This window comes from Paracoccus panacisoli (genome assembly GCF_042435015.1).
Lineage (GTDB): Bacteria > Pseudomonadota > Alphaproteobacteria > Rhodobacterales > Rhodobacteraceae > Paracoccus > Paracoccus panacisoli.
In genome coordinates, this window is record NZ_JBHMQU010000006.1 from 1 (window position 1) to 9,942 (window position 9,942).

The following is a 9,942-nucleotide window of genomic DNA, read 5'->3' on the forward strand; positions in this document are numbered from 1 at the left end:
GTGGCGGGCGCCGCGGCGCCCTCTGCCGCGACGGGCGCCTCCGGCGCGGGCGCCGAGCCTGCGGTGCCGAGCGCCTCGGCCAGCGCATCGCCCAGGGGATCGCCCGAGCCGACTGTCGCGCCCGGGGTGCCCGGCGCGCCGCCCATGTCGCCCTGCACCGGCTGGGCCGCGGCCAGCGCCTCGGCCAGCGCGGCGGCCAGCGGGTCGTCGCTGTCGGCCGACACCACGTCGCTGGCCGCGATGGCGTTCCCGGCCGCGTCGGGGGCGATCACCCCCAGCGGCAGCGCCGGCAGGCCCTGGTGGATCTCGGTCATCACCGCCTGCCAGATCTGCGCGGGCAGGCCGCCGCCGGTCACGTCCTTGAGCGGGGTGTTGTCGTCATACCCCATCCAGACGCCGGTCACATACTGCTCGGTGAAGCCGATGAACCACGCGTCGCGGTAGGAGGAGGTCGTGCCGGTCTTGCCCGCCGCCTCGCGCCCCTCGAGCCGGGCGCGGGTGCCGGTGCCGGCCTCGATCACCTGCTTCATCATCCAGATCAGCTCGGACGCGGCCTTGGGCGAGATCACCCGTGTGCCCATCCCGCCGACCTGCCCGATCAGCGGCTTGTCGTCGCCCTTGATCCGCAGCTCGACCAGACCGTAGGGCCGCACCGCCGTGCCGCCGTTGCGGATGCCCGCATAGGCGCCGGTCATCTCGAGCAGGGTCGTCTCGGACACGCCGAGGCCGAGCGAGGGGCCCGAGGCGAGGTCATGGGCGAAGCCGAAATCCTGCGCGATGCGGCGCACGTTGTCGCGGCCCACCGCCTCTTGCAGGCGGATGGTGGCGGTGTTGATCGACTTCGACAGCGCCGTGGTCAGCGTGATCTCGCCCAGGTAGTTGCGGGTATAGTTCTTCGGCGACCACGGTTTCGCGCCCTTGATGCGGAAGGTGATCGGCGCGTCCATGATCCGGTCGTTGGGGGTGAACCCCTGGTCCAGCGCCGCCGCAAAGACGAAGGGCTTGAAGGAGGAACCGGTCTGCCGCTTGGCCTGGGTGGCGCGGTTGAAGCTGCCGGCGAGCCCCGCGGGGTCGCGCCCGCCGATCATCGCGCGCACCGCGCCGTCAGCCGACATGACCACCACCGCGGCCTGTGCCTTGGAGCCCTTGGCGACCTTTTCGTTGAAGATGCGGGCGAGCGCCCGTTCGGCCTGACGCTGCATGGTCTGGTCGAAGGTCGTCTTGATGGTGACGTCCTCGGTTGTCTCGGTGGTCAGGAAGCCGGGGCCGGATTCCATCACCCAGTCGGCGAAATACCCGCCCGCCCGCGCCGCCGCGGCCTTGGACAGCACCGCCGGATGCGCCCGCGCGTCGGCGAACTGCGCGTCGTCCAGATACCCCTGCTCGTGCATCAGCCCGAGGATCAGGTTCGCGCGGTCCTGCGCCCGCTGCAGGTTCGAGGTGGGCGAGAAATAGCTCGGCGCCTTGAGAAGCCCGGCCAGCATCGCCGCCTCGGGGGCGGTCACCTCGGACGCGGACTTGCCGAAATAGCGCTGCGCCGCCGCCTCGAACCCGCGCGCGCCGGCGCCGAGGTAGCTGCGGTTCATGTAGATGTTGAGGATGTCGTCCTTGGAATACTTCGTCTCGAGCGCCAGCGAGTAGGGGATCTCCTTCACCTTGCGCCAGAGCGAGGATTTGCGGCAGTCGGCCTCATAGTCGGCCTCGGACTTCCACTTGATCGGGTCGAACTCCTCGCCCAGGCACAGCAGCTTGCTGACCTGCTGGGTGATGGTCGAGCCGCCGTTCCCCTCAAGCGGGCCGCGCCCCTCGGCCATGTTGATCTTGATGGCGCTGGCGATGCCGCGCGGGCTGATGCCGAGGTGGCCGTAGAAGCGCTTGTCCTCGGTCGCCACGACGGCGTCGCGCAGGATCGGGGCGATCTTGTCGGCGCCGACGGTGTTGTAGGTCTCGCCCCGCCAGGCGAACACCCGGCCGTCGCGGTCGAGCATGGTGACCGAGCCGCGCGCGCGCCCGTCGAAGAGCGCCTGCGCCTCGGGCAGGGTCGAGTAGAAATAGGCGGTGGCGAGGCCGAGGATCAGCACCAGCGTCGCGGCGGTGCGCCAGAACGAGCCCCAGACGATCCGCCAGAAGAGCGAGAAGGCGCCGGTCACGCCGCGGGTGACGACATTGCCGCGCCGCCGCGGCGGCTTCGGCTGGCTGGCCGCGCGGCGCCGCGCCTCTTGCGGGGGCAGGCTGCCGCCGCCGCCACCGCCACCACCGCCGGCCGCGGGGCTTGGGTCGGCATAGCGCTTGTCGGCGGCCACGCGGCGGCCGGTAGGGGCGCGGCCCGAGGGGGGGCGCCGGGGCCCGTCGTTCTGTGGCATGGCCTGTATCCCGTGGCCGTTGAGCGGCCTTTTCTCTGCTGCGTCATACAGCACGGGGCCCGGGTTGAGAACACATCGCTCGGCCTTTGAACCACTCGTGACCTGCCGCCGGATCGGGCAGGACGGTGATTTCCTGCCTGCGCCTTAGGCAGATCGCGGCGCGACGCGGGGGCAGGCGGGGCTGCGGCTGGACGCCATCGCCCGCGCGCGGCGTCAGTCGGTGCAAGGCGATGCCGCAACGCGGCGAGCCGCTGCGACAGCGACGACAGAGATGAGGACGAGACCGATGACCCAGCCCTTGCCCGACGAGATCCTGCCCGACGCGAGGCCGGGGGGCCGCGCCCGCCCCGGTGCCGGCTGGCCCCGGCGCACCGCCTCGACCCTGATGCCTGCCGCCACGCTGCTGGCGCTTGCCGCGGCAAGCCCGGCGCTGGCGCAGGTCGCGGCCGATGCCGTCCCCGCGGCGGCCCCGGTGGTCGAGGCCGCAGCCCCCGTCGCCGACAAGGGCGACACCGCCTGGGTGATGATCTCGGCGATCCTCGTCATGATGATGACGCTGCCGGGCCTCGCGCTCTTCTACGGCGGGCTGGTGCGGTCGCGGAACGTGCTCTCGGTGCTGATGCAGGTGCTGACGGTGTTCGCGGTGATCGCCATCCTGTGGGTGGTATTCGGCTATTCGCTGGCCTTCACCGGCGCAGGCACGGCCGCCGACGCGACCGCGACCACGCCGTTCATCGGCGGGCTGTCCAAGGCGTTCCTCGGCGGGATCACCACCAGCTCGCTGGCCGAGACCTTCTCGGCCGGGGTGTTCATCCCCGAGTTCGCCTTTGCGGTGTTCCAGATGGCCTTCGCCTGCATCGCCGGCGCGCTGATCGTCGGCGCCACCGCCGAGCGGATGAAGTTCGTGGCCATCCTCGCCTTCGTGGTGATCTGGTTCGTCTTCTCGTACCTGCCCATGGCCCACATGGTCTGGTGGTGGGGCGGCCCCTCGGCCTTCGACGCGCCCTCGGGCTTCCTCTTCGGGCACGGCGCGCTCGACTTTGCCGGCGGTACCGTCATCCACATCAACGCCGGCGTCGCGGGCCTCGTCGCGGCGATGGTCGCCGGTCCCCGCATCGGCTACCGCAAGGAGCTGATGGCGCCCCACAACCTGACGCTCACCATGGTCGGCGGCTGCCTGCTGTGGATCGGCTGGTTCGGCTTCAACGCCGGCTCGAACCTCGAGGCGAACGGGCTGACGGCGCTGGCGATCATCAACACCGCCGTCGCCACCGCCGCCGCGGCGCTGGCCTGGGCGGCGGGCGAGTGGGCCATGCGCGGCCACCCGTCGCTGCTGGGCGGCGTCTCGGGCGCGGTCGCGGGCCTCGTGGGCGTCACCCCGGCGGCCGGGTTCGTCGGGCCGATGGGCGCCATCGCCATCGGGCTGGCCGCCGGTCTGATCTGCATGTGGGTCGTCGTCTCGCTCAAGTCGCGGATCGGGATCGACGACAGCCTCGACGTGTTCGGCATCCACGGGGTCGGCGGTATCGTCGGCGCGATCCTGACCGGCGTCTTTGCCGCGCCCTCGCTGGGGGGCACCGGGGTCTATGACTACGCCGCGGGCGCCGTGGCCGAGTTCTCGATGGGGTCGCAGGTCTATGCCCAGGCGCTCGGCGTGGTGATCTGCGTGCTGTGGTCGGGGATCGTGTCGTTCGTGGCGATCCACCTGGTGCGCGTCACCGTCGGGCTGCGCGTCAGCCCCACCGACGAGCGCCAGGGGCTGGACCTCACCACCCACGGCGAGAACGCCTACAACTGACCGCCGGCGGGGGCTTCGCGCCCCCGCACCCCGCGGGGCATTTCCGCCAGACAGAAACGGAATGGGGGGCGTCCCGCGCCCCCCTTTTTCTTCCCTGCCGGACATATCCCGGGGGTGAGGCCCGCACGGGCCGAGGGGGCATCGCCCCCTGTGCGGCGTCAGGCGACCCGCGCCACCACGAAATCCGCCAGCTCGGAGAGGAGGCCGCGCAACTTGCCCTCGGGCAGCGCCTCGAGCGCCGTGCGGGCCCGCGCTGCCCAGCCGAGCGCGTCGGCGCGCGACGCTTCGATGGCGCCGTGGCGGGCGAGAAGCGCCAGCGCCTGTTCCAGATCGCCGTCCCGCTGGTCGCCGCGGGCGATGGTGCGGTCCCAGAAGGCGCGCTCGTCCGCATCGGCGCGGGCAACGGCCTTGATCACCGGCAGGGTCAGCTTGCGCTCGCGGAAATCGTCGCCGGTGTTCTTGCCGATCGTCTCGGTCGCACCGGAATAGTCGAGGATGTCGTCGACGATCTGGAACGCGATCCCCAGCGCGTCGCCGTAATCATAGAGCGCCGCGACCTCGGCCGCCGTTCCGCCCGCGATCACCCCGCCCACCTCGGTCGCGGCCGAGAACAGCGCCGCGGTCTTGCCGCGCACGACCTGCAGATAGATGTCCTCGGTCGTCGCCAGATCCTGCGCCGCGGTCAGTTGCAGCACCTCGCCCTCGGCGATGGTGGCGGCGGCATTGGAAAGGATTTCCATGACCCGCATCGAGCCGGTCTCGGTCATCAACTGGAAGCTGCGGGCGAAGAGGTAATCGCCCACCAGCACCGAGGACTTGTTGTCCCACAGCAGGTTCGCCGTTGGCCGCCCGCGGCGCTGGCGGCTCTCGTCCACCACGTCGTCGTGCAGCAGCGTCGCGGTGTGGATGAACTCGACCGTGGCAGCCAGCAGGTGGTGGTGGCTGCCCTCGTAGCCCAGCAGCCGCGCCGCGGCGAGCGTCAGCAGCGGGCGCACCCGCTTGCCGCCGGCCTCGACCAGATGCGCGGTCACCTCGGGGATGCGGGGGGCGTGGCGGCTCTCCATCCGGGTGCGGATCAGCGCGTTGACCGCCGCCATGTCCGGCGCCAGCACCGCGGCCAGCCGGTCCAGCGGCTTGGAGACGTTCTCGTTCACACCCATGGCGGCATCCTTTTCGTGCGCAGCCCTTGCCACGGCATGGACAGTTTCGCAACCGCGGCCTAGCGTCCGGGGCGATGAAGGAACTGCTGCGCTCGACCGATCCCCTGACCATCGCCCGGGCGCTGGACCTGCTCGAGGGCGAGGGAATCCCCGCCTTCGAGCTTGATCGCCACATGAGCGTGCTCGAGGGGTCGATCGGCATTTTGCCGCGCCGTGTGATGGTGGCCGACCGCGACCACTTCATGGCGAGCGCGATCCTGCGCGACCACGGGATCGGATGAGCGACCCTGCCGGAACCCGCGACGACGCCTTTCTGGGCGGCCGGCTGGTGCTGCGTCAGCCGGCGCGCGGCTATCGCGCCGGGATGGACGCGGTGCTGCTGGCCGCGGCCTGCCCGGCGACACCGGGGGCGCGGGTGCTGGAACTCGGCTGCGGGGCGGGGGTGGCGCTCTTCTGCCTCGGCGCGCGGGTGGGGGGCCTCGCCCTCACCGGGCTCGAGCGGCAGGCGGAGATGGCGGCGCTGGCCCGCCACAACGCCGCAGCCACGGCAACGGACGCGCGGATTCTCTGCGGCGACGTGGCGGCGATGCCCGAGGCGCTGAGGCAGGAGCGATTCGACCACGTCATCATGAACCCGCCGTTCTTCGCCGCCGGCCCCGCGGCGCCCGACCCCACCCGCGCCGCGTCGCGCCACGAGGACACGCCGCTCGGCGTCTGGATCGACGCGGGGCTGCGGCGGCTGGGGCATGGCGGCACGCTGACGGTGATCCACCGGGCCGAGGCGCTGGACCGCATCCTCGTCGCGCTCGGCGGCCGGGCGGGGGGCGTTGCCATCCTGCCCATCGCGGCCCGGGCCGGGGGACCGGCGGGCCGGGTGATCGTGCAGGCCGCCAAGGGCCGCCGCTCACCCCTGCGGCTGCTCGCGCCGCTGGTGCTGCACGCGGCGGACGCGCACGCCGGTGACCGCGAGGACCTGACGCCTGCCGCGCAGGCAGTCCTGCGCCACGCCGCCGCATTGGACATAAAACTGTCGTGATTCGGGTGACAGCCCGTGCGCGATGTGCTGGACTGAACCCAGTCGCCACCAGAACAGGAGATCTTTCATGTCGGTTCAGTCGCACGTCGTCGAATTGCGAAAGAAGCATCAGCACCTGTCGGACGAGGTCGAGCGCGCCCAGCGTCTGCCCGGATCGGACGATCTGGCGATCGCCGCGATGAAGAAGGAAAAGCTGCGACTGAAGGAAGAGATCGAGCGGCTGACCCACTGACCGGGACAGCCGGGGGACGACCCCCAAGATGATGTCGCACGGCGGCCCGCAGAGCACTCTGCGGGCCGTCCGCGTTCAGGGCGCGCGCCGCCGCCGCCCGCCCACGGCCGCTAGCGCCGCGCCTGCAGTGATGAGCGCGGCGGCGATCCCCAGCGTCGCCGACGCCTGCGCCCGCCCGGCTAGAACCAGCCACAGGGTCGAGGCGAGCGGCGCGGCATAGGAGAGCGTGCCGAGCAGTTGGATGTTGCCGCGCTTCACGCCCGCGTCCCAGGCGAAGAAGGCGAGGCCCACCGGCCCCAGCCCCAGCCCCAGCACCGCGAGCCAGCCCGCCGGGGTGGCGGGGGCGGCCGGCGTCTCGAGCGCCAGATGCGCCAGCCCGGCCAGCGCTGCGGTGGCCAGGCAGTTGACCGCCACCGCAGCGGTCGGCACCGCCGCCAGCCGCCGCGAGGCGAGCGAATAGGCCGCCCAGGTCAGCGCGCAGAGAAACGCGAGCCCGTAGCCGGTCAGCACGCCTGCGCCCGCGGCTCCGCGCCCGCTCGGCGCCAGCAGCAGCGCCGCCCCGGCAAAGGCCAGCGCGGCCCCGGCGACATGGGCGGGGCGCAGCCGCTCACCCGGCAGCAACCCCGAGCCGAGGACGATGAACAGCGGCCAGAGATAGGAGATCAGCCCGGCCTCGGCCGGCGGAGCGAGGCGCAGGGCCGAGAAATAGAGCGCGTGAAAGCCGAAGAGCCCGGCGGTGCCGACGACATAGGCCCGCAGCGGGACGCCCGCAAGCACCCCGAACCCCGGCCCCGCCGCGATCCAGCCCAGCCCCGCCAGCCCGGCGATGGCAAAGCTCGCCGCGCAGAGCAGGAAGGGCGGCATTGGCGCTGTGGCGACGGTGAGAAGCGCCAGCCCCGACCAGAGCGCGACGGCGAGGGCGCCGATGAGCGTGGCGCGGGTCGAGGGGAGCATGGGCGGGGCTTTCGGCAGCGGTGACGTGCGGGGCTGCCTGTCTCGCCGCGCGGGGTGCCGTCAAGGGGCCGCGCACAGTCGGCTACGGGAGGGCGATCCGGCAAAGGATCGGCAACGGCGCCGCCAAACCCACCGTCGCCCCGATGGACAGGCCCGCGCCGGCGGACCTGTCCGGGTTCAGCGATCAGCCGAAGAACTGCGCCCCGTTGGCACTGATCGTCGAGCCCGAGATGAAGCCCGCGTCGTCCGAGGCGAGGAACACGACGCAGCGCGCGATCTCTTCCGGCTCGCCCAGGCGGCCGACGGGGATCTGCGGGATGATGCGCTCGTTCAGCACCTTCTCGTCGATGGCGCGCACCATCTCGGTGCCGATGTAGCCCGGGGCGACGACGTTCACCGTGATCCCGGCCCGCGCCCCTTCCTGCGCCAGCGCGCGGGTGAAGCCGATGTCGCCGGCCTTGGCGGCGGAATAGTTGGCCTGGCCCGCCTGGCCCTTCTGGCCGTTCACCGAAGAGATGTTGATGACCCGCCCGAACTTGCGGTCGCGCATCCCGTTCCAGACCCCGTGGGTCATGTTGAAGACGCCGGTGAGGTTGGTGTCGATGACCTCTTTCCACTGCTGCGGGGTCATCTTGTGGAACATCCCGTCGCGGGTGATCCCGGCGTTGTTCACCAGCACGTCGACCGGGCCCAGCTCGGCCTCGACCTGCTTGATGCCCTCGGCGCAGGCGTCGTAGTCGGCGACCGACCACTTGTAGGTCTTGATCCCGGTTTCCTCGGTGAAGGCCTTGGCCGCCTCGTCGTTGCCGGCATAGTTCGCCGCGACCTCATAGCCCGCCTCTTTCAGCGCCTTGGAAATGGCCGCGCCGATCCCGCGCGACCCGCCGGTCACAAGTGCCACTTTCGCCATCGTTATCTCCTCACCCAGATTGTGAAATGCTATTACGTTCAAGACCTACGTTGAGAAAGATTGTTACGCAAGGCCTCCTCGGCGGGGTGGGGCGGCGACGTCACGTGCGGCCGCGCGCAAGGGCTTTTCCGGGCCCGACGCGGCGCCCCGGGTTGCCTGGGGGCTGCGCAAAAAATAGGACGGACGCCGCGCGATCTGCCAGACAGGACCGACCGATGACCGTTGCCCGCTGCCTGCCGCTGCCGATGGCCGCGCTGCTGATGGCCCTGCCCGCCCGGGCGCAGGAGGGGGCGCTGGCCAGCCTGCCGCATGACCTGTCACCCTTGGGGATGTTCCGGCAGGCCGACCCCGTGGTGCAGGGGGTGATGCTGGGCCTCGCGCTCGCCTCGGTCGTCACCTGGACGGTGCTGGTGGTGAAGCTGGCCGAGCTGGCCCGCGCCAGCGCCGCGCTGCGCCGCGGGGCCGCGCGGATCGAGGCGGCCGAGAGCCTGCGCGCGGCCCTCGCCGGGGCCGAGGCGCCCGCGCCCGACGCCCGGATGCTGCGGGCCGCGGCGCGCGAGCTGAACCGCTCGGCCGAAGGCACCGGGTTCGGGCCGGGCGAGGGGGTGCGGGCCCGCGTCGCCTCGCATCTGGCGCAGGTGCAGGCGCGGGCGGGGCGCGAGATGGCGCGCGGCACCGGGCTGCTGGCCACGATCGGGGCGACGGCGCCCTTCGTCGGGCTGTTCGGGACCGTCTGGGGGATCATGAACAGCTTCATCGGCATCTCGCGGGCGCAGACCACCAACCTCGCCGTGGTGGCGCCGGGGATTGCCGAGGCGCTGCTGGCCACCGCGCTGGGCCTCGTTGCCGCGATCCCGGCGGTGGTGATCTACAACGGCTTTGCCCGCGCCATCGGCGGCTACCGCCTGCGGCTGGCCGAGACGGCGGCGGCGGTCGAGCGGCTGGTGAGCCGCGACCTCGACCGCGCCGCCGCGGGCCTTCGGGTCTGAGCCGATGGCGGGCGGGTTCTTCCGGGACGACGACGACCTGCCCGAGGCGCACGAGATCAACGTGACGCCCTTCATCGACGTGATGCTGGTGCTGCTCATCATCTTCATGGTGGCGGCGCCCTTGGCGACGGTGGACGTGGCGGTCGACCTGCCCGCGTCGAACGCGCCGCCCGCGGCCCGGCCCGAGGCGCCGCTGTGGCTGACGGTCGGCCCCGACCTGTCGCTGCGGCTGGGCGAGGCCGCCGTGGCGCCCGAGGCGCTGGGCGCGGCGCTGGACGCGGCCACCGGCGGCGACCGCGACGCGCGGATCTTCCTGCGCGCCGACCGGGTGGTGGCGTACGGCGCGCTGATGGAGGTGATGAACCGCCTGCGCGACGCGGGCTATCTGCGCATCGCGCTCGTGGGTCTGGACAGCGGGGCGCCTGCGCCGTGAGCGGCGCGGTGGTGCGCGGCGGCGCGGGCCTGCGCGCGGGCAGCTGGGCGGCGGCGGCGGCGCTGGA

The 9,942-nt window shown here is 72.2% G+C and carries 10 protein-coding genes; 6 read left to right on the forward strand and 4 right to left on the reverse strand.

Features of this window, described 5'->3' with window-relative positions; translation table 11 throughout:
- Window positions 1-2,363 (reverse strand): transglycosylase domain-containing protein (locus ACFHYO_RS01270; RefSeq protein WP_394317776.1); only part of this gene is annotated, 2,363 nt, incomplete at its 3' end.
- Between the two features lie 385 nt (window positions 2,364-2,748).
- Between ACFHYO_RS01270 and ACFHYO_RS01275 the strand changes: the two genes are divergently transcribed.
- Entirely contained in the window at window positions 2,749-4,161 is a 1,413-nt protein-coding gene (locus ACFHYO_RS01275; protein WP_394317788.1) for an ammonium transporter, read from the forward strand.
- Window positions 4,162-4,319: 158 nt separating this feature from the next.
- Here the strand turns inward: ACFHYO_RS01275 and ACFHYO_RS01280 are convergent, their stop codons facing one another.
- Window positions 4,320-5,321 carry a polyprenyl synthetase family protein gene (locus tag ACFHYO_RS01280; protein ID WP_394317778.1) on the reverse strand — a complete coding sequence of 334 codons (1,002 nt, stop codon included), beginning with the start codon at window positions 5,319-5,321 and terminating at the stop codon, window positions 4,320-4,322.
- 74 nt (window positions 5,322-5,395) lie between these two features.
- On the opposite strand from ACFHYO_RS01280, the gene ACFHYO_RS01285 reads away from it, so the two are divergent.
- From ACFHYO_RS01285 to ACFHYO_RS01295, 3 genes are all read left to right on the forward strand, one after another.
- The gene (locus tag ACFHYO_RS01285) at window positions 5,396-5,602 is read left to right on the forward strand and encodes a putative signal transducing protein (protein ID WP_036711195.1); all 207 of its coding nucleotides are present in this window, start codon (window positions 5,396-5,398) and stop codon (window positions 5,600-5,602) included.
- The gene (locus tag ACFHYO_RS01290; protein ID WP_394317780.1) at window positions 5,599-6,357 is read left to right on the forward strand and encodes a tRNA1(Val) (adenine(37)-N6)-methyltransferase; all 759 of its coding nucleotides are present in this window, start codon (window positions 5,599-5,601) and stop codon (window positions 6,355-6,357) included. The genes ACFHYO_RS01285 and ACFHYO_RS01290 overlap by 4 nt, the downstream gene beginning before the upstream one ends.
- Window positions 6,358-6,424: 67 nt before the next feature.
- Window positions 6,425-6,589, forward strand: coding sequence for a YdcH family protein (locus tag ACFHYO_RS01295; RefSeq protein WP_081962744.1), 165 nt, complete (start codon window positions 6,425-6,427; stop codon window positions 6,587-6,589).
- 75 nt (window positions 6,590-6,664) lie between these two features.
- Here ACFHYO_RS01295 and yddG read toward each other — a convergent pair whose 3' ends face one another.
- Window positions 6,665-7,543 (reverse strand): aromatic amino acid exporter YddG, encoded by an 879-nt coding sequence (gene yddG, locus ACFHYO_RS01300; RefSeq protein ID WP_394317782.1) that lies wholly within the window; start codon window positions 7,541-7,543, stop codon window positions 6,665-6,667.
- Window positions 7,544-7,727: 184 nt separating this feature from the next.
- Entirely contained in the window at window positions 7,728-8,453 is a 726-nt protein-coding gene (gene phbB / locus ACFHYO_RS01305; protein WP_036705665.1) for an acetoacetyl-CoA reductase, read from the reverse strand.
- A gap of 215 nt (window positions 8,454-8,668) precedes the next feature.
- Between phbB and exbB the strand changes: the two genes are divergently transcribed.
- Both exbB and exbD read left to right on the forward strand, forming a co-directional pair.
- The gene (gene exbB / locus ACFHYO_RS01310; RefSeq protein WP_394317784.1) at window positions 8,669-9,442 is read left to right on the forward strand and encodes a tonB-system energizer ExbB; all 774 of its coding nucleotides are present in this window, start codon (window positions 8,669-8,671) and stop codon (window positions 9,440-9,442) included.
- 4 nt (window positions 9,443-9,446) lie between these two features.
- Complete coding sequence (gene exbD, locus ACFHYO_RS01315) at window positions 9,447-9,875, forward strand: TonB system transport protein ExbD (RefSeq protein WP_394317786.1); 429 nt, start codon at window positions 9,447-9,449, stop codon at window positions 9,873-9,875.
- Window positions 9,876-9,942: the final 67 nt, after the last annotated feature.

Excerpts from the sequence above, each read along its gene's own strand:
- ACFHYO_RS01275 (WP_394317788.1), top strand. The coding sequence starts at position 2,749 with ATGCCTGCCGCCACGCTGCTGGCGCTTGCCGCGGCAAGCCCGGCGCTG.
- ACFHYO_RS01280 (WP_394317778.1), bottom strand. The coding sequence starts at position 5,321 with ATGGGTGTGAACGAGAACGTCTCCAAGCCGCTGGACCGGCTGGCCGCG.
- ACFHYO_RS01285 (WP_036711195.1), top strand. The coding sequence starts at position 5,396 with ATGAAGGAACTGCTGCGCTCGACCGATCCCCTGACCATCGCCCGGGCG.
- ACFHYO_RS01290 (WP_394317780.1), top strand. The coding sequence starts at position 5,599 with ATGAGCGACCCTGCCGGAACCCGCGACGACGCCTTTCTGGGCGGCCGG.
- ACFHYO_RS01295 (WP_081962744.1), top strand. The coding sequence starts at position 6,425 with ATGTCGGTTCAGTCGCACGTCGTCGAATTGCGAAAGAAGCATCAGCAC.
- yddG (WP_394317782.1), bottom strand. The coding sequence starts at position 7,543 with ATGCTCCCCTCGACCCGCGCCACGCTCATCGGCGCCCTCGCCGTCGCG.
- phbB (WP_036705665.1), bottom strand. The coding sequence starts at position 8,453 with ATGGCGAAAGTGGCACTTGTGACCGGCGGGTCGCGCGGGATCGGCGCG.
- exbB (WP_394317784.1), top strand. The coding sequence starts at position 8,669 with ATGACCGTTGCCCGCTGCCTGCCGCTGCCGATGGCCGCGCTGCTGATG.
- exbD (WP_394317786.1), top strand. The coding sequence starts at position 9,447 with ATGGCGGGCGGGTTCTTCCGGGACGACGACGACCTGCCCGAGGCGCAC.